This window comes from Pseudoalteromonas apostichopi (genome assembly GCF_030297135.1).
GTDB lineage: Bacteria > Pseudomonadota > Gammaproteobacteria > Enterobacterales > Alteromonadaceae > Pseudoalteromonas > Pseudoalteromonas apostichopi.
Map to the genome: position 1 here is coordinate 3,501,406 of NZ_AP028065.1, position 18,686 is coordinate 3,520,091.

General features: G+C 38.9%; 15 protein-coding genes. 1 reads left to right on the top strand and 14 read right to left on the bottom strand.

Features of this window, described 5'->3' with window-relative positions; genetic code table 11:
* Nucleotide 1: 1 nt before the first annotated feature.
* Nucleotides 2–1,036, top strand: a complete 1,035-nt coding sequence (locus tag QUE86_RS15885; RefSeq protein WP_286258390.1) for a glycosyltransferase family 4 protein — start codon at nucleotides 2–4, stop codon at nucleotides 1,034–1,036.
* Here the strand turns inward: QUE86_RS15885 and QUE86_RS15890 are convergent.
* The 14 genes from QUE86_RS15890 to QUE86_RS15955 all read right to left on the bottom strand — a co-directional run bounded on the left by QUE86_RS15890 (nucleotide 1,005) and on the right by QUE86_RS15955 (nucleotide 18,470).
* Nucleotides 1,005–2,459 carry a sigma-54-dependent transcriptional regulator gene (locus QUE86_RS15890; protein WP_286258393.1) on the bottom strand — a complete coding sequence of 485 codons (1,455 nt, stop codon included), beginning with the start codon at nucleotides 2,457–2,459 and terminating at the stop codon, nucleotides 1,005–1,007. The two genes, QUE86_RS15885 and QUE86_RS15890, sit on opposite strands and share 32 nt — an antisense overlap.
* Before the next feature lie 103 nt (nucleotides 2,460–2,562).
* Nucleotides 2,563–4,020: a SpoIIE family protein phosphatase gene (locus QUE86_RS15895; protein ID WP_286258395.1), complete on the bottom strand. Its 1,458-nt coding sequence runs from the start codon at nucleotides 4,018–4,020 to the stop codon at nucleotides 2,563–2,565.
* An 8-nt stretch (nucleotides 4,021–4,028) separates the two neighbouring features.
* Nucleotides 4,029–4,727 carry a cellulose synthase operon protein YhjQ/BcsQ gene (locus QUE86_RS15900; protein ID WP_167657658.1) on the bottom strand — a complete coding sequence of 233 codons (699 nt, stop codon included), beginning with the start codon at nucleotides 4,725–4,727 and terminating at the stop codon, nucleotides 4,029–4,031.
* Entirely contained in the window at nucleotides 4,724–6,790 is a 2,067-nt protein-coding gene (locus QUE86_RS15905; RefSeq protein WP_239977083.1) for an SLBB domain-containing protein, read from the bottom strand. Before QUE86_RS15905 ends, QUE86_RS15900 begins: the two co-directional genes overlap by 4 nt.
* Nucleotide 6,791: 1 nt before the next feature.
* Complete coding sequence (locus QUE86_RS15910; RefSeq protein WP_286258399.1) at nucleotides 6,792–7,649, bottom strand: OmpA family protein; 858 nt, start codon at nucleotides 7,647–7,649, stop codon at nucleotides 6,792–6,794.
* Between the two features lie 8 nt (nucleotides 7,650–7,657).
* The gene (locus QUE86_RS15915) at nucleotides 7,658–7,978 is read right to left on the bottom strand and encodes an STAS domain-containing protein (RefSeq protein WP_054561490.1); all 321 of its coding nucleotides are present in this window, start codon (nucleotides 7,976–7,978) and stop codon (nucleotides 7,658–7,660) included.
* A gap of 186 nt (nucleotides 7,979–8,164) precedes the next feature.
* A complete protein-coding gene (locus QUE86_RS15920) occupies nucleotides 8,165–9,976 on the bottom strand; it encodes a sugar transferase (protein WP_286258401.1) in 1,812 nt (603 codons plus the stop codon).
* Nucleotides 9,977–9,985: 9 nt separating this feature from the next.
* The gene (locus tag QUE86_RS15925) at nucleotides 9,986–11,065 is read right to left on the bottom strand and encodes a glycosyltransferase (RefSeq protein WP_286258403.1); all 1,080 of its coding nucleotides are present in this window, start codon (nucleotides 11,063–11,065) and stop codon (nucleotides 9,986–9,988) included.
* Nucleotides 11,062–12,537, bottom strand: coding sequence for a GumC family protein (locus QUE86_RS15930; RefSeq protein ID WP_286258405.1), 1,476 nt, complete (start codon nucleotides 12,535–12,537; stop codon nucleotides 11,062–11,064). Before QUE86_RS15930 ends, QUE86_RS15925 begins: the two co-directional genes overlap by 4 nt.
* A gap of 169 nt (nucleotides 12,538–12,706) precedes the next feature.
* The gene (locus tag QUE86_RS15935; protein ID WP_286258407.1) at nucleotides 12,707–13,843 is read right to left on the bottom strand and encodes a glycosyltransferase; all 1,137 of its coding nucleotides are present in this window, start codon (nucleotides 13,841–13,843) and stop codon (nucleotides 12,707–12,709) included.
* Nucleotides 13,840–14,550 carry an acyltransferase gene (locus QUE86_RS15940; RefSeq protein WP_286258409.1) on the bottom strand — a complete coding sequence of 237 codons (711 nt, stop codon included), beginning with the start codon at nucleotides 14,548–14,550 and terminating at the stop codon, nucleotides 13,840–13,842. Before QUE86_RS15940 ends, QUE86_RS15935 begins: the two co-directional genes overlap by 4 nt.
* Nucleotides 14,543–15,907 (bottom strand): O-antigen ligase family protein, encoded by a 1,365-nt coding sequence (locus QUE86_RS15945; protein ID WP_286258411.1) that lies wholly within the window; start codon nucleotides 15,905–15,907, stop codon nucleotides 14,543–14,545. The genes QUE86_RS15940 and QUE86_RS15945 overlap by 8 nt, the downstream gene beginning before the upstream one ends.
* The gene (locus QUE86_RS15950; protein WP_286258412.1) at nucleotides 15,891–17,309 is read right to left on the bottom strand and encodes a lipopolysaccharide biosynthesis protein; all 1,419 of its coding nucleotides are present in this window, start codon (nucleotides 17,307–17,309) and stop codon (nucleotides 15,891–15,893) included. The genes QUE86_RS15945 and QUE86_RS15950 overlap by 17 nt, the downstream gene beginning before the upstream one ends.
* Before the next feature lie 9 nt (nucleotides 17,310–17,318).
* Nucleotides 17,319–18,470 (bottom strand): glycosyltransferase, encoded by a 1,152-nt coding sequence (locus QUE86_RS15955; RefSeq protein WP_286258414.1) that lies wholly within the window; start codon nucleotides 18,468–18,470, stop codon nucleotides 17,319–17,321.
* Nucleotides 18,471–18,686 lie beyond the last annotated feature (216 nt).

Genomic DNA, 18,686 nt, shown 5'->3' on the forward strand with positions numbered 1-18,686 from the left:
TATGAAATACAGTGTTATTTTATTCGTAGATTCAAGCTTAATTGGTGGCATCGAAAGCCATTTGATTGCCATGAGTAAGCTGTTAGAACGATATAATATTATGAGCTCGGTACTATTTTATCAAGATCATAATAACCGTGAATTATATAAGCGCTTAGAAAATGCAAATATCACTTTCGGTTTTGCTGGCGGAAATTTAAAAAGCTTGAACGAAATACTAAAAATGTTTCCTCGCTCAGCGTTAATCCACACCCATGGGTACAAGGCAAGTATCATGGGCAAGTTAGTGTGTCGCTGGCAAAACCGCCCTTGTATTTCAACCTATCATGCCGGTGAAGCAGGCACGGGGAAGGTTTATTTTTACAATAAGCTCGACAAACTGCTAAGTTACTTTTCACTTAACTTTGCTGTTTCTAGCAAACTCACCGAAGAGCTTTACAATGCTGAATTACTTGAAAATTTTATTCCAGTAAATGAGCATACTAAAGTTTTAGGTCTAAAAAATAATGATCAATTAAACGTTGGATTTGTTGGTCGTTTATCCCATGAAAAAGGCCCTGACATTTTTATTGAAACAGCCAAACGATTCAACACACCTAACTTAAAATTTCATATGTTTGGTGATGGCCCTATGGTCAATGAGCTTGATATGTCAGCGGTGAGTTATCATGGCCAGTGTGACCAACGAAAAATATGGCAACAACTTGATGTATTGGTGATCTGCTCTCGGGCTGAAGGTCTACCTATGGTGGCATTAGAAGCTATGGCACACGGGGTACTCGTTATTGCATCGCCTGTTGGTCAGTTACCACAGATAATAAAGCACCTATCAAATGGGTTAATGATGACTGAAAGTACAAGCGACGCTTTGCATAAACAGCTGAACAACGTACTTATGTTGAGCGTTGATCAAAGAAGTTACATGCAAGGCAATGCACAAAAACTTGTTCAACAACGTTTTTCTGGAGAGCAGCAATTTAAGCAGCTAGATAGAGTCTATAGCTCTAGCTTACTTGCATCTCTTCCCAGCTTTTAATTTTACGATAAATCGTAGATGGACTCACATCCAAAAGAGCTGCAGCTTTAGGAATATTGTTATCACAAGCATCAATGGCTTGCTCAATATAACGTTTTTCTACTAACCAAAGCGGTTCAATATCAGCTTGAGAAAATGCTGTTACTACTTCGCTCATTACAGGAGCAGATTCTGTTGTCGGTGTTACAAGGCTCTTTGTTTCCATGCTTTCTGAATTAACAGTGGAAATAGCAGCTGTGGCTGTATGTGTTTGGCCTTGTGCATTTGGTAAGGCTGGGATCATACTCGCTTCTATATAGTCTTCATCATGCAAAACGAGAATGTTACGAATAGTATTTTCTAATTGGCGAACATTACCAGGCCAGGCATAGCTTAAAAACAAGTTTTTAACCCCTTCTGACATGCCTTTGTATGCTCGTCCTTCTTCTTTACTGATCTTTTTAAATAACGCATCAGCAATTTCTATTACATCTTTACCACGCTGATTTAATGGGGGTAATGCAATAGGGATAACATGTAAGCGGTAATATAGGTCTTCACGAAAACGGCCTTCTTGCACTTCTAATAATGGGTCTCGATTGGTGGCACAAACAAAGCGGACATCAACTTTAACTTCTTTTTCGCTACCTACTTGCTGATAACAACCGGTTTGAATAAAGCGCAGTAGCTTACTTTGTAAATTTATGTCCATTTCACATAGTTCATCTAAAAACAAAGTACCGCCATCGGCTTGTCCTGCGGCCCCTTCCCGGTTGGCTATCGCACCGGTAAATGCTCCCTTTAAGTGACCGAATATTTCACTCTCAATTAAATCCTTAGGGATAGCTGCACAGTTAAGCGCTACAAAAGGTTTATTAGCACGAGGTGAGGCTAAATGTACCGCACGGGCGCACAGCTCTTTACCTGTACCACTTTCACCGGTAATAAACACGGTTGCTTTACTTGCTGACGCTGATTTTATGATTTGGTAAACAGATTGCATTTCTGATGAGCTACCAATCAAATCATAGTATTTACCGTTCTCGTAAGTTGTTTGATAACTTTTGACTGTTTGTTTTAAATCTTTAAGTTTTAATGCGTTGTTTACTGTAATGCGAAAACGATCGGCTTCGATTGGTTTTTCTAGAAAGTCACTGGCACCGAGTTTAATGGCTTTGATTGCCATTTCTTTTGTAGCATGCCCTGTTAAAACAATCACTTGTGGTGCTGTATCCGAGTCTAAAGATGATAAAATATCTAGCCCGTTCATATCTGGCAGCATAACATCTAAAATCACTAAATCAGGCTCAAACTCCTGCAGAGCAACTACGGCTTGTTCACCATTGTAGGCAATGCGTGTTTCGACCCCGGTTGGGATCAAATATGATTGGTACATCAGCGCTAGCGATTCTGTATCTTCAACAATGAGTATTTTAGGTGGCATTACTGACTTCCTTTATTATCGTTTTATGCTGAGATAAAGTGATTATTTAACAGTTCCTTATTAGTAGCTTAGTGCGTATTTGACCGGTTTGTAAACTCAAACTTTAGTGTTTATTGATCACAATTAACGAGGCATCGTCTATTTCAGCAGTTAACTCAACCTGGCTTGCCTGCCAAAGTGCATAAGCAAACTCTTCACTTTGCACATTTTCGTCAGTTAATTTAGTAATAATTTGGTCTACATCGCTTAATTGCTGATTATCAAGCCAACCATCGGTGAATAATAAAATGTGTTCAACGTCATTTAAGTCATAACTATAATGTTGATAAACATGATCATCACTAAGGCCTAGTAAGGGATCAGTGCCGCTTAGCTGGATGAATTTGCCATTTTTGGTTATCACACAGGGGGCTGGGTGGCCTGCATTAAACCAGTGAAGTGTGTTATTTTCAATAAAACTTATTAGTAAAGTGACTAGACTATTTTTACATAACCGCTGTTCATACAGGGCTTGGTTTAAGGTTGTTAAAACGTTTTGTATTGGGATTTCTGTCGCTAAACAGCCACTTAAAAAGCCCTTTATGGCAAAACTTTCTTTTAGTGCTGTTATACCGTGCCCCATCATATCGCCAATGATCACGGGCGCTTGCTGCTGGTGGGGGTACATACAAAAATCTCCTCCATTTTGGCTGATAATTGAGCCAAAATTATAGGCATTAAACTCCCCTATTTTTTGCCTTGTTTGCATACGCTCTTCGTTAATTAAATACTTTAATGCAGAAAAACGATGCACAATGCGCTCGATACTTTGTAATAACCGAGTTTTGCTAACGGGTTTTACTAAATAATCATCAACACCTAACAGGTTTATACGTTTTATAAGTTCTTCACTGTCATCACCTGTCAGCATAACCACAGATAAATTAGTTTTTAGGTTAGATTGATTAAGCTTTTTAAGTAAAGGCTCACTTGTGCCATTTTTAAGTTTATGATCAAGCAATAAAATTGTTGCCCCAGAGGTGAGAATTTCTTGCCAACCCGATTCACTGTCTTCACAGCAAATAACCTGAAAATGCTCAGATAAATAAGCATTCAGTAAAGCAAGTTGTGCTTTATCATCGTCTATGTAGATAAGCGTGGGTCGTTTATCGATATTGGTTAAACAAAAAGAGAATGTATTCTGTTGGCCAACAGTTTTATAACAAGCGTTTGGAAAGTAATGCTTGATGAGCGCAACCCCCATACCCCCTTCAACTAATTCACCACTGTCTAATTGCCACCCTGATGCTTGTTGATTAAATAAATCATAGCTTGGCATGCTGTCTTTAAATTCTATTAGCAGCTGTTTATCGGGCAGTTTATGCATAGCAAACTGCACATGCATTGACGTTTCTTGGCTATGGCGTAACAGATTAGTTAGGTATTCGGTTGCTACTAACCCTGCTGCATCTATATCTTGATTTTTAACACTGATCGCCGTCAAAACATGTTTTAAAATATGGCGAATCTCACTGACTGTAGGCCAGTCTAAACTAAATGATCTTTGATATAAGCAGTCCATACAGGTTCTCAATAAGGTAAAAACAACCAGCGCTGTTTAATAACTTTGTTTAACAAGTACTCTGTGAGTTTAGGCCATTTTGGTTGAAACGCTTTGAGCGTTTTCACGATGCGGCTACCCAATGGAGCAAACTGATGCTGAGCGACAACAACTTTTACGTTATTAACGCCTGCGTGTTCTAGATTTGCCATACCGTGACATAAAGCTTCTTCGTCGTTATAACCAAGAGATACCGTTAAAAATGTGAGATCAGTACACAAACTCAGAGCATGCAGTGGTACATTGCCACGATTGCATTTAAGAGCAGGGCTCATATCTAAAAAAATATAGTCGTACTCTTGCTTTATGCGCTCAATAGCATCATTTAGTACACTTTTATTTTTGACCGATTCGAGCTCTTTAAGGTGCTGCATGGTGAGCAAATCTACTTGCTCAGTATTGATAATATTCAACTGACATGAAATATCACTGAAGCACCAAGACTCCGGTGTTTCTGGCTTTTCGAACTTAAATGGATTTAACGGATTTAAATCGATAATCAGCACTTTGGCGGCTTGCAAACTTAAGCGTTTTGCAACACTAGCACAAAGTGATGTAGAGCCTTCGTTGCCGGTTAACGAAATAAAGCAGATACAACGAGCTTTACTGTTATCTATTTCGTTACACACGGCTTCAAGTTCTTGATATTGTGCTGGTATTAGTTTCATAAGCCCACCACTAAAGCAACAACAGTAATAAAGTCTAAGAAGTTTGATTTAAACTGGCTCATTAAATCCTGACCTTTGTCTGGCACATATAAGGTATCGCCAGCACGTAACACAGGGATATACGCTGAGTTAGGGTTTTTAACGAACTCTTCTAAATCAAATACACGAGACTGCTCTTTACAGCATGAATGATTTACCACCACGATTTTGTCGATAAGCGCTGAGCTTGATGGGCCGCCCGCTTCTGCAAGTACATCAAGTACGGTCATAGTGTCATCAAAGCTATAACGACCAGGCTTTTCAACTGCGCCCATGATGCGAACTACTTGCTCTTTTGGCGTACGTAACCAGTCTTTATCTTTTTCTGGGATATAGATGGTATCGCCCGGTAAAACGTGTGGAAATAAGGTTTCATCACCGGTTTCAAAATACAATGCAAGGTTTAATTTACTGACTCTTGCAGCATTGCCGTTACGATGAGTAATACGAATATTGCGTAAGTCAGCGTTATCTGTAGGGCCATCAGCAGCGGCTAAAATGTCGATAAAGTGCATATTAGTATTAAATGCATAGCGACCTGGTGAGCCCACCTGCCCCATAATGTAAATAGACTTGCTTGATTCTTGACGGATCCATTGAGACTTATTGTCTGCAGGGTCAACTGGTAACTCTTCAACAATAATGGTATCGCCGGCAATTAAACTTGGTAGTGCATACTTACCCGAATCATTTATGGTGTATTGCTCTAAATCGAAACGTTTAGTCACCTCACCGTTTCTAACAATTTTAATATCATTAATATTGGCACCTTTAGTTGGACCGCCAGCATGGGCAAGTAAATCAGTAAAATCCATTTCAGGGCTCCACTCATAACGACCGGGAGATAAAATTGCACCGATAATTTTGATGGCACGTTTTGGTGGTACTTTTAACCAGCTTTTTTCGTTTTGATCTGTTTTCTCTGGGACAAAAATGACATCCCCTGGGTTTAGGCTTGGCACTTTTACTGTTACTAAACCTTCGCTGTAACCTTGTAGGTCAAATAAAATACTTTCACCCGCAGGGGTTAAGATTTTAATCTGGCGAGTTTCAGCAAAACGGGTCGGGCCACCTGCATTAGCCAAAATATCCAAAAAGCTGGTGCTTTCGCCTGCCTCATAAGCGCCCGGCTTTTGTACTTCGCCCATGATATAAACTGTTCTTGAAGTGGTATTTACATCATCAACCATGATTGGCACATAAATAGTAGAACCCGCTTTTAGCTCTGGCATAGTGTCGTTATTAGGTTTATCTAAATACGCTTTTAAATCGAACACGACTGGGGTTTTATCTACGATAACGCGAATTTTGGTTACATCTGCATAGCGGGTTACACCCTCAGCACGCATTAGCGCATCGAGTACACTCATGTTTTCTTTAAATGAAAAGCTACCAGGATTGTGCACCTCGCCAAGTAAAGTAATGGCACTGTTATCACTCGCATCACCTGATGCACTTAAGGTTTGTGCATCAAAATCAATTTGTACGTTACCTAGTAGCGGAGACACTGGTACAAATACCGTGTCAGCACTTTGTAATACAGGTAATAAATCAATGTTGCCAGAGTCTAAGTAGGCTTTATAGTTAAACTCAATCATCTCGGTGCCACGGCGAATTTGTAAACGGTCTAATTGAGCGCCTGGTTTTAAGCCGCCAGCACGGGCGATTACCATTTGAATGTTGCCATCTTTAGGGATACTCACTTGTGATGGGTCGTTCACATAGCCCATTACATTGATAAAAATATCTCGTGAATGAATTTCGACATAAAAGTCATCCATCGCCACATACATTTCACTTAATGCTATGCGTAGTTGGTTTTGCACATCATCTAGCTGTAAGCCTGCTACTTTAAAACGACCTAGCTCTGGTAAGGTAATAGCCCCTTCTTTATCAACTTCAAACGGTTCGCTAAATTCAGCTTCGCCTGGTAGGTATAAGTAAAGTTTATTACCGACTTCAATCTCTTCTGCGAAAGTAGGTAACGCGAATATAAGTAAGCAAAGTAAGATTAACTGTTTCATGTTATTGCTCCTTAGGACCATTTAAGATTTTAGTCCAGCGGGATAATGCATGTTTTTGTTTAGTGGCTTTATCGTCACTCATGTCAATAATAATTGCCTCTACTCGTCTATCTGAATGACGTTTAGAACGTGAGTCAGGTTCGTCGCTGTAAGGCGTTAAACTACCTTGCGTTAAGGTTGTTATTGTCGCTGGGTTTACACCATAAATACCTAGCCAGTGTTTTACTGTTTCTGCACGCTTAAGTGCTAACTCATAGTTGTTTTGTTGCTGACCACTAATGTCAGCATGACCAACAAGCAGTAATTTAACTTCATCAACTTGTTTAATTAAGTCAGCCGCTTGTGCTAAACGTGTGATGTATTTAGGAGTAACCTGAAAATCATTAAACGAGAACTGGTTATCACTATTTAAAAGCTCATTGATCTGGTCTTTAAGTGATGCTGTCATCTTTTTTTCAGTATCAGTAACGCCTGCACATTGGCTCATCGCATTAACAGTTTCAAAGTGCTTCGCAAGCTGATTTAAACCGTGATAGTGAATAAGTAAATCATGCTCAGCATCAGACCACATTTGCGCTGCTATTAGGCGTCTTATACGGTTTTCGTATATTTGTGCTTTTAGCAGTTGTGCTGGCATACATTGCTGTATCCCTTGTGCTTTTAATAAATCTAACTTTAAAACATGATGTTGAAATTCGCTTAGCACCACGGTTTCTTGTGTGTCATAGATCATCTCGTGTTGTTCATCAGTAAGCGGATAATTTTGATATTTTTCTGCCCAGCCTCCTTGCCCCTCATCAGGCCAAGAAGCACATCCACCAAGCGTTAGCAAAATGATTGTAAATAGTATGTGCTTCATAAATCACCTCACGCGATATCAGCTTGTTCGATAAATGGAATCGTCTTATCAACTCTTAATAGACTCATTAGTTTGTGTGGTTGCCCAGACACATTAAGCAGTGATAATTTTTGCCCTTTTTTCTCAATCCGTTTATATAAGAACACCATGGCACCAATGCCAGATGAATCAATAAATGTAGTAGAGCTAAAATCGAGTACCACACTTTGCTGTTTGCCATGTGCAACCTCTTCAAACTGATCTTTAAAGCCATCGACGGCTAGACCAGAAAAGTCACTAGGTAGTGAAATTAGTTTGGTATCGTTAGAAAATGATGTGTTGTTAGCCATGATCTTCACCTTAGTTAAATTGGTTAGTCATAGTAACTAGTTCAACTAAAATGCCAGTTTATAAGGTGTTGAAATTTAAAGGCTAAATGATGGGGTGATGCATAATGCAATTAACTTTTTGCTGTTAATTTGCATTATGCAACGTGATTTGCTTAATTTATTTGATAAAAAAGACGTGGATTGGTATCACTGCCCTTTGCCTGTAAAGACAACTTGTAATGTTTTAACCACAATTGAAAACTCAAGCTTCGCCCAAGCACGCGGTGATGACATACTCAGTGAATAGGCGTAATCCCAGCCAATTTTACTGCGTGCATCGTCTATGGTTTCGTCATAACCGTTCATCACTTGAGCAAGACCAGAAATACCTGGTTTAACCCCGTAAGTACGCTGGCAAAAATATGGGATGTCTTTTTCTAATTTACCATAAAAAACAGGACGCTCTGGCCTTGGGCCAATTAATGACATCTCGCCTTTGAGCACATTAATTAATTGCGGAAGTTCGTCAATTCGTGTTTTACGCATAAAGCGCCCTACTGCCGTTATTCTTGGATCATCTTTACTGGCCCACACAGCACCAGAACGCGACTCAGCATCAACAACCATAGAGCGAAACTTATAAACATAAAATAACTCAACGAAGTCATCTGAGCTTTCACCCACTCTAAGTTGCTTAAAGATGATAGGACCTTTAGATGTAAGCTTTATAGCCAGCGCTGCAATTAAACAAACAGGCCAAACTAGACTTAACGCAAATAAGGCACCTGCAATATCTAGGCTTCGTTTGATGACTCTAATAACAGACTTGGTTTGTGCTTTACTCGCAGATTTTACACGTTGCCAAGGGGTGTCGAAGTAACCTTGTTCATAACGAATGATCCCCCAAAGTGCTAAAAAGTAGCTATTTAAGATGTAATTAACTTTATCGACGATAGGAATGCGTTTTTTAAAGGCGAATAGTGTTTTAACAGCTTGTACTGCGTGAAGTGACAAAATGCCTGTAGCAATCAATTGTGACCATACAGATTGCGTGACGATAGCCTCTATAAATACACAAGCATAAATACAGGCTAAAATAATTGGCATAACCCCACGTAATACTTTGTGCGAGAAAAAGTTCATACAAGTCCACCCTAAACGCGGGTTAAGTAATAAAAAAAGCGCTTTTATTTGTTGCCAATTACCGGCACCTAATCTTACTCGGCGTTTATAATCCTCACTTTGCTCATCGCATTCTCGCTCGTAAATGACTACTTCTTCATCAACAACGGCTTTACCACCTTTGCTTAAAGCTTTCATTGATAGCACGAAGTCGTCGTTAATGGTGTTTTTCTCTAATTCATTTGCATACTCAGCTCGCATGGCAAACATTGCCCCTGGTACGCCAATCACAGCGCCAAGGTTTGACTCTGATTTTTTCACTTGGTTTTGGTACTGCCAGTAGGCTTTTTGCGCATCTGGTGCATTTTCATCTAATGTATAAATACCTGTCGAAATTGCAACTTGAGGATCACTAAATTGCTTAGAAACTTTGTCTAAAGCATCAATGCTCAGTAAGGCACTGACATCGGTGAACAGTAAAATATCATTATGGTACTTGGCCAAGCCCATCAAAGTATTTAAGCCATGTACTTTACCTTGGTTTTCATCGCGAAAATGAAAGTAACACTGTATGCCTTGTTTACGTATTACCTGCTGTGCTTTTAGAGCTTGTTGATAACTTTTATCGGTGCAGCCATCAAAATAAACATGAATGGAGTAATGATGAGTGTCATATACTAGTGATGCTAGGTTATAAAGCTTTTCTGCAATATGCTGTTGTTCATTGTAAGCACACATCAAAATAGCAATATTAGGCTTGTTATTTTCATCAAAAGCTTTTTTTTGATTTGGCTTTTGCTTTTTGCCTGCAACACACTTTAGCAAAAATGGGTAGCCCAAATGATGATATGCGGCAATACACATTAATAGGATGAATAATGTAGTAAAAATTGTCATGTTCGGCTCCTATACTGCTAAAGCAGAATATAAGTTGTCGTATTTACTACTCATGGTTCTGGCATCCGCAATAGCAATAGCGTGATGACGAATACATAAACCATGCGGAAGTCTACTTGCTCTTAAAATAGCCGGTGCAAGTTTGTTAAATTCGTGAGGAGACACAAGTTCACCTTCATTCTTAGTAAGAACTTCATGAATGCCTCCAACATCGGAAGCTACAACCGGAATACCACACGCCATAGCTTCAATAATCGATAATGGCAAACCTTCACGCTGTGAATATAAACACATCACGTCGATACTCGAATAAAAGGCTCGCATATCGTGAACGTTGCCTAAAAAGTGCACACGCTCGTTAAGCCCTAAATTACGTACTAAATTCATTAAAATGACTTTTTGATCGCCATCTCCAGCAAACACCATATGGTAATCTTCAGGTAAATAATGCAATGCATGAATAAGATCTTTGTGTCCTTTTCCTTCAATTAACCTGGCCGCACAGCCAACCAACTTAGCTGTGTGGGGTAAGTTAAGCTGACTTCGAGCCGTTGTTTTATTTATAGCCACAAAGGTATCGCAATCTATACCATTTAAAATTGTGCGCTCAGGAATGATTGATGTTTTAGCTCTAAATTCGTCAGCAACAATACGTGCATCAGCAACCCAATAAATATTTGTAAATAAATCCAGTAATTTAGTGAAAGTACATTGCTTAACATTATTTAAATACCACGCGTCGTGAATAGTTGATATATGACGCACTGAATCACCGGTCAACGCACAAGCAATACCAGCATAGATAACAGGACCAACATGATGGCTGTGAATAATATCGATATTATGCTCTTTGATTAATGCCTTTATTTTGGCGATTACAGAAATACTGACGCCTGGTTTTTTATTTAAACAAATCACACGATGACTAAACTGTTCTAGCTCAGGCCATTGCTGTAAAGCTGATTGTCTGTCTCCTTCAAGAGAAACAATAATACTCGAGCTACTAAATTGACTGTTTTTGAGTAAAGTAATTGCCATTTTTTCTAGGCCACCTACTTGTAGGTGTTGAACTAAGTGCATGACATTCATGATTTATCTCCTTCAATATTACCGAAGTTAGATTCGGCATTGACGATAGGAAGTACTGTTACCACCTCTGTGCTGGTAAGTTTTTCGATGGTTTTAATATCTTTTAAGTGACTGTCACAAAGTGCAGCAACAAATACGCTTGCACTACCTGTGAAAATTCCAAGCACAATGCCAACGATAACGGTCATCAGCATTGATGTATTGATAGGTTGTGTTGGGCTATAAGCTCGCTCAATTGTTTTAACTTTGTCAGGTCCTTCGTATTTAACTAATTTGCCCGTAACTTTGGCCATTTCGTAACGGCTCAGCATGTCTTTATAAAGTGATTGTTTAACATCGTAATCACGCTCTAGTTTACGTAATTGTTTTTCTACATCACTGGTTACTAACAGACGTTCACTGACAAGCTGCACTTGCTCTTCGAGCATTGCAAATTCTTGTTCTTGCTGAAGTAAGTTGTTGCGGGCCTCTTCAAGCGCAAGAAGTTGTGAAACTAAAACGCTGCTCTCTTTACCATCACCAGACGGCAGCGTATTAACCATTTGCCATAACTGATCAAGATTCGTTGTGTCTAGCTCTTCACTTGATGCTAACAACGCTTGTTGGCGGCTTTTTAAATTTGCAAGGGTGCGTTTTTTCTCAATAATTTTGCTGTGTTTTTCGGTATAACGTGTTCTCAAAAGACTTAATTCTGATTCAGTACGAATTATCTTTTCTTCTAAGTTGCCTAAAATTGGATTGGCTTGCCCTACTTTACTCACTAAGGCATTCAGTTTTGCTTTAGCGCCTGAAAGAGCAATCAGCTTTTGTTGTTTTTCGCTTAGTAAGCTGTCGAAGGTTTGGCGATTGCTATGTAATACATCGGGTAAGGTATTACTGTTTTTGGTTTTAAAATCAGCCAGTGCTTCTTCAGATAATTCAAGTTCTTCGCGTAAACTATCCAGCTGCTTAAAGAAAAACTGCTCAGAAGTATCAAGTGACGCCTTTGTAGGTGCTAATAAACGTTCAATAAATTTTTCGACAACCTTTTCAAGCACTGGCTTCATTTGTGATTGGTCATGCCAAATAAAGTTTATGCGGACCAGCTCATCACCAATTAACGAAAGTGATAAGGCTTTAGATAGTTTTTGATGGATTTCTTCAACTTGTTTGGGTGTTGCATCTTCAGCTATTAATTGGGTTTCTTTTGCTACTGCAATAAGTACCTTACGGCTGATAACTAAGGTACGCAGCGCTGCCATACGATCAGAAAGCTGAAACGAAAAAGACAGATCATCTAAGTAAGGGTTAAGTAGTGCAGACTCTTCAATTAAAATGGTTGCGTGATTGGTATATTGTTTTTGTGCAGATAAGCCAAGCGCAATGACGACGATTGGCACAATGCAAAACGGAATAATAAAGAGCTTGATACGCGTGTAAAGCGCATAAAGCCCTAAATAAATTAACCGTTTGATCTGCTCTTTAACTAACATACTTTACCTTTTGCTTTGCATTTTGCGAAATTGCTCGGTTTTAATTTGCAAATTGATAAAAACAACCGAGATTTCTATAGATAGTTGGTTAATTGCAGTTAGTGAGCCAAAATGTAAAAAGCCGCATCTTGTATCGATACAAGATGCGGCTTTGGGTTGAAAGGTTTGTTTAGCAAAACCTAAGTTGTTTACAGACTAGCTTGGCTTTTGCTTGCCAGCTATGATCACTTGCCTGCCGAGATTGGTTTGCTCGCCAATTCAAGTTGTTTGATTTACTTAGGCTTACAGCATAGTCGACACGCTCAATAAAGCCCCGGTGGTTGTCTGCTATTAATATGGTCTCTTGGTACGGATTAACCGCAGCAAAGCGTGTCGTGACAATCGGTGTGCCTGTGGCTATGTATTCTTTTAATTTAAGTGGATCACAGGCCCTGATCTGTTCATTATCAACAAATGGCAAGATAGATACCTGCCAATGCTGAGAAAATGAAGCTAAACGATCATGCTCTACAGCCGGTATATGGGTTACATTGTCTAACTTTAGTAGCTCAGAGAAGTTTTCTACTATGTGGCCTATCAATACTAATTGATACATAGGTCTCTCTTTGGCTAGTTTTAATAATAAGGCTTTATCAAGCCACGCATTTAAGGAGCCATAAAAGCCAATAATGGGTCTGCTTATTTGTTCAAGTTCTGAGGCTTTCGGTGTTTGCGTGGTGAATAGTTCTAAATCGACCCCATGAGAAAGCATTTTTACTTTAGATTTTGGCATTTTGTAGGCAAGATATTCACTAACAACATAAATAATATCTGCTTTTTCAATAAGTTCGCTCTCAAAAGGCGCAACCATCTTATGATCGACACCTGCAAGAGCCGAGAAGTCATCTCCACAGTAATAAATGACTTTATCCTGCGCTCGCGGTGAGATTAGACTAATTGCAGTAGGCACACTAAGCCAATAAACAATTGGTTCATCATCTATGAAGCCTTTTCGTTTATAAATCCATTGATTAAATAGCCTTACAACAAAGTTATCGTGCCATGGTAAAACCGCTAATGTGTGTGCTCTTAAATTAATATTCTGGCCAGTTTTGGTTGTCGTCGTTTTCGGTCTTGAGGACTTTGATAAGAAGAGGCTTTTTAATTTGTTTAATACCCGTTTTACATCAATTAAGCGAAGAGTTGGTTTGCGCATACCAATAGAGTTAATCCAAATAACTTGATGTTTTTTCGCTAATTGTCTGAAAAGATGCTGTGTACTACTTGGATGGCTTTGCCAGTCTTCGCCGAATACAATAAATTTCATAGCGAATCCTCCAGCTCTTTAACAATTTTTGCTGGATTGCCAGCAACAATTGTATTTGCTGGCACATCTTTAGTAACTACAGCGCTTGCAGCAACTATAGCACCCTCGCCTATTGTTACACCTGCAAGCACAGTTGCGCCGGTGCCTATCCAAGCGCCTTGTTTGATAATGATATCGCCGACTTGGCATTCATCATCAGGGTCACCTAGAGCACGTTTTTCAGAGTTTAGAGGGTGACCAGGAAAACCAGCTAAAAATACCCGACCTGCAAGGCGAACATCATCTTCTAAAACAATTTTTCGACCAACAGAAAACGCATTTTGCCAGCCAATATCAACATTACTGCCAATTATAAGTTTGGGTGTGTAACTACCATGACTACGCCCACAAAAAGTACTGATGCCACTAATTCGTGTGTTGTCATTACAGCTAATTTCAAGTTTTCCTAAAATTTGCGGCATACCAGAATACAGGTATAAATTTGCTTTTGAGCCCTTAATTTGGCTTTTAAATAGTGGTGTGTAATAAAAAATGCGCCCAAGCTCACTCACTACAGTTTTAACCAATAAATGCAGTTTATATATAAATGAATGAATACCTGGGATCACCCACATTTGCGGATTGCGAATCGATTTAGCAAATTGAAAAAGCGATTTTGCAAATGGGCTGTCACTTGATTTCAGCCATTGTTTAATATTTTCACTCATGTGAGCTCTCCCTTTGTTTATCGATTACAAGCTTTTCTAAGGCAATAGTTAAAGCAAGAATGATATAAATAGGCCATGTAAATGCCTGAGTTAAAAAGGTTCCTGACACCATAAAGCCAATTAGGCCGCCCTTTAGCGCTTTCGCATTTACATCAATTTGTTTGTCATTAATCTGTTTATTCATTAAGAACACACGGTTCAAGGTGCGATAAATACAGGCAATCACAAGCACAAAAATGCATATTCCGACGATACCTGTTTCACCTAATACCTGAAACCATGTACTGTGTACTGCATGATTCTTGCCATCCCAATGTGGGCTATAAAAATAGTAATTAACGACAAAGTTATTAACCCCAACCCCAGTTAATGGATTATGTATTGCCATATTGATTGCAGCTTGCCATGCATAAATACGGCCCATAGCAGATTCATCAACACCGCCTTCATGGGAGCCACCGCTCTGCCTATCTGCAATCCCTGCAAAAGCAATCATGGCTAACATGCCCACGGCACCAATGCAGCAGACCACGACAGGATTTTTAACTTTCTGGTAAATAAAGAAACTAAGTACAGCAGCAATGCCAAGCAACCCACCTCGGCTTTGCGTGGCAATAACACCGCTAATTGCAACAACTAAGCAAATAAACGCAATGATGCGTCTAAATTTATGGGCATTAGAATCAAACACTTCAGCTGCTAAAAAAGACACAGGAAACATCATTACAAGTGATAAATCGTTAGGGTCACCGAGCTGTGAGCGAAGTTCTCGCGAAATAGTGACGCGAGTTCCTTCGACTAGGCCAATACCATTCATTTTGTTACTCAGGGCAACTGAGGCAATGGCGGCACCTGAGATCATGATGCCAATTCTAACCACATTAAAATGCTTTAATGTGCTCATCCACCACGAGATTGCAAAGACCATAATGAGTACTTTTGTTAGTACACCTGACCAGTACTCCATCGCTAAACCGCGATTCGAGGCACTAAAAACGCATACAGTCAGCCAAATAAACCAAGCAAAAAATATCAGATGGTTAGTATGCCAATGTGGCTTTAACTTTTGTGAGATAAACAGATGCCAGGCTATTCCTAAAAGCGACGCAAGCGCGAGTAACTTAGGAATTTTAAAAGGCATTAAAAAAGGAAAAGCTTCATGTAATCTAAAATAGCTGAATAAAATAAACAAAATTATAAAAGCCACACTTACCTTTACTGCAGTGAAAGCGGCAAAAGGTAATAGCAGCAATGCAAATACTGCTATTGGGCCCAAAATGGCATAGGTAACAACTACAAGTAAGGTTACTAAAATGCCATTAATGAATAACTGATTTTGTTTATAGTAATTGAGCATGGTGATGCTCCTTCATTAAGCTTTTTATCACTTGCTTAATTAGTGCTCTATATTGATAAGCCAAACCAACAATATAGATAAAACATACAATCCATTTAGCCAAACTTAGTTCGCTAAACTGTAAAGTGATCAGTGTTATAGAGCCTAATGCTAACCAGCTTGGAATTAATGCAGCAAAATTTAGATTTAGAGGTTCGAAATATTGACTAACTGAGTAAAGGCAAACTAATTTAAAGCTTTGCATAATAATTAACGACAAAATTGCGCCTTCAACTCCAAAGTTGGGCACTAAAAAATACAGTAGACTTAGGCCTAAAAGTGCTGTGATAAAGTTAATTAAGGATACAAACACACCATTCTTGTGCATGTAGCAACCTATATTAAAAATATCGCTGTGATGACGAATAGCTACAACAATAATTAATAAAATCAGCCAGCTATCTTTGCCATGGTATTCAGCAGGAAGTACAGAGTTTAGAGCGATGGGTGCAAATAAACTCATTAAAACACACATAGCTAAGCCTGCATTTAATGAGGTTATTGCATAATTTTGGTATTGTATTTTATCTTGCTTAATTAAGCTGAAGCGCTTAGCAAACCACCAAAGTCGGATTGGCTCAAAGGTAAATGAAGTTATAATGGCGAATTGTGCTGCGACGTAATAACTTGCTAAAACACTCTCGTTGAACTGTGCAACAATGAACCAGTTCTCGGCACCATTACCGGCATAAACAAACAAACCTGATGCGATAATTGAAGTTAAGAATACAGTCTGTGATTTTTTTATTCTCCAGCTAAAGCGAGAATAGCTCACTTTAAGTGCACTTCGCATATCACTTAAGGTTAAACACATAATAATGAACGTGCAGACAACACCTGAAACCATTACACCGGTTACATTAAAACCAAGAACTAACAAAGTGATTGTTAAACAAGTTTGTATGACAGCATGCGCAATACTATAAAAACAATACTTTTGCGCGTAACCAAATAACCGGTAGTAGGTATACGGGATAGCAAGTACCGAGGCAAAAGTTAAATTTAAAATAAGTAACCTAAAATCAATCACCTTTATTTGCGCAGGTAAGGTTGCAATAATTTGCTCGCTAAATATAAAGCTACAGCCTAAAAAAAGCGCACTAAAACAGATTGTTAATACCAGAGAGTCTCTAAATAACGCCATTTTTTCACGAAAAGATGGATACTGTTGTTTTAGCAGTAGCTCAGGTAAACCAAGCGAAACCACTAAAGAGCATAGCGCCGACATGGTCACCAAAAAGTTCAGCTCACCAAACTCGCTCTTTTCTAAAAAGCGAGTTGTAATTGGTAAAAGCAAAAAGCCAAACCCTTTTACTGCAAAAATAGCTAAAGCAAAGTAACCGATTTGTTTTAAGCTACTCATAAAACCTCCCTATAAAGATTCAACCCATTTGGAAAGCTGCTGCGCTTGTTTAACTGCGTTATAATGCTCATTCACATGCTGCTTGGCATTTTGACCAAGTAAATAACGTTTATAAGGTGACAGCTGGTGAAATTTATAAAGCATTTTGCTGAGCCCAGAGATACTACCTGGCATACATTTCATACCAACACTTGGGGTTACAATTTCGTTTGCTCCCATTAAAGTGGTAGTCAGTACAGGAAGGCCACAAGCCATGGCTTCTTTTAAAACTAACGGGCCTGTATCACGGTCGCCATTTTCTGCGACGCAAAAAGGAGCGATAAGCGCAGAATAATAAATTAGGTTTGAGCTAACCCAATCATGAGGTTTTTCACCTAGAAAGCGTATAGATTTACGAATACCAAGCTCTTCAGCCATATACATTAAATCATTCAGCATTGGCCCGTCCCCTACTATATCTAGGGTTATCCCAAACTCTTTTGGAATATGCTTAAGTGCAGGTAGTAGAAATTGCAGACCTTTCTTCTCGACAAGACGGCCGATGAAAATCAAACGCACAGATTCATTAAGAGACGATGGTACAAATTTAAATTGTCTAGTATCGATACCGCAATGCAACAATTTAACATTGCTCTTTGAAAAGCGCTTAAATTGCATAGCCATTTCTTCACAAACCGCTATCGAAAAATCACAAAGTGCTAATTTGGGTTTTAAGTCTGCGTTGTTTACATAAACATCATGGCCGTGGCCAATAGAAGACACGGTAATGTCTGCAAGTTTTGCCGCAACGATGCCGTATGCAAGTGGCCCATGCATAAAATGGCAATGTAAATGATCTATGTTTGCAGCTTTTATATAGCGTGCAATTTGATAACCATAAGCAAGCAATGATTGTGTTGAAATTGATTTAAATTGAATTGCTGTATACGTTGCCCTCGCTAACTTATAAATGTTAAACATAGAAGGTAAGATTGATTTAAACGCAGGCTTAGTGATTTTTTTAACTTCAATGGCACTGGTTAAGTTAATCAACACACTGGTTTTTTCAAATGTAAGAACTGTCACCTTATGCCCTGCATTTAAAAGAGCTTTAATTTCCGTAACAACAAATGTTTCTGATGCAATCGGAAAGCTTGGGACCAAAATAGCAATGTGCTTCATAAAAACGCTCCTATAAAAACTGTTATAAGAGCTATGGCAAGTTCCATACCCAGCAAAAAAACCGGAATATTCCCGAATTGAGATAAAAAATTACCGAAGATTTGCAAAATGCAACGCACAAAGAGAAAAGGCTGAGTAATTTAACAGAAAATACAGATTTAAAGCTGGCTTTTAAATTGCGTATCCTTCAATACGTAAATTAATGCTTTTGGAGCA

What these genes read in the sequence shown, in the direction of transcription:
- QUE86_RS15940 (WP_286258409.1), bottom strand. Translation starts at nt 14,550, where the DNA reads ATGAGTGAAAATATTAAACAATGGCTGAAATCAAGTGACAGCCCATTT.
- QUE86_RS15925 (WP_286258403.1), bottom strand. Translation starts at nt 11,065, where the DNA reads ATGAATGTCATGCACTTAGTTCAACACCTACAAGTAGGTGGCCTAGAA.
- QUE86_RS15890 (WP_286258393.1), bottom strand. Translation starts at nt 2,459, where the DNA reads ATGCCACCTAAAATACTCATTGTTGAAGATACAGAATCGCTAGCGCTG.
- QUE86_RS15945 (WP_286258411.1), bottom strand. Translation starts at nt 15,907, where the DNA reads ATGCTCAATTACTATAAACAAAATCAGTTATTCATTAATGGCATTTTA.
- QUE86_RS15935 (WP_286258407.1), bottom strand. Translation starts at nt 13,843, where the DNA reads ATGAAATTTATTGTATTCGGCGAAGACTGGCAAAGCCATCCAAGTAGT.
- QUE86_RS15930 (WP_286258405.1), bottom strand. Translation starts at nt 12,537, where the DNA reads ATGTTAGTTAAAGAGCAGATCAAACGGTTAATTTATTTAGGGCTTTAT.
- QUE86_RS15920 (WP_286258401.1), bottom strand. Translation starts at nt 9,976, where the DNA reads ATGACAATTTTTACTACATTATTCATCCTATTAATGTGTATTGCCGCA.
- QUE86_RS15900 (WP_167657658.1), bottom strand. Translation starts at nt 4,727, where the DNA reads ATGAAACTAATACCAGCACAATATCAAGAACTTGAAGCCGTGTGTAAC.
- QUE86_RS15915 (WP_054561490.1), bottom strand. Translation starts at nt 7,978, where the DNA reads ATGGCTAACAACACATCATTTTCTAACGATACCAAACTAATTTCACTA.
- QUE86_RS15885 (WP_286258390.1), top strand. Translation starts at nt 2, where the DNA reads ATGAAATACAGTGTTATTTTATTCGTAGATTCAAGCTTAATTGGTGGC.
- QUE86_RS15955 (WP_286258414.1), bottom strand. Translation starts at nt 18,470, where the DNA reads ATGAAGCACATTGCTATTTTGGTCCCAAGCTTTCCGATTGCATCAGAA.
- QUE86_RS15895 (WP_286258395.1), bottom strand. Translation starts at nt 4,020, where the DNA reads ATGGACTGCTTATATCAAAGATCATTTAGTTTAGACTGGCCTACAGTC.
- QUE86_RS15910 (WP_286258399.1), bottom strand. Translation starts at nt 7,649, where the DNA reads ATGAAGCACATACTATTTACAATCATTTTGCTAACGCTTGGTGGATGT.
- QUE86_RS15905 (WP_239977083.1), bottom strand. Translation starts at nt 6,790, where the DNA reads ATGAAACAGTTAATCTTACTTTGCTTACTTATATTCGCGTTACCTACT.
- QUE86_RS15950 (WP_286258412.1), bottom strand. Translation starts at nt 17,309, where the DNA reads ATGAGTAGCTTAAAACAAATCGGTTACTTTGCTTTAGCTATTTTTGCA.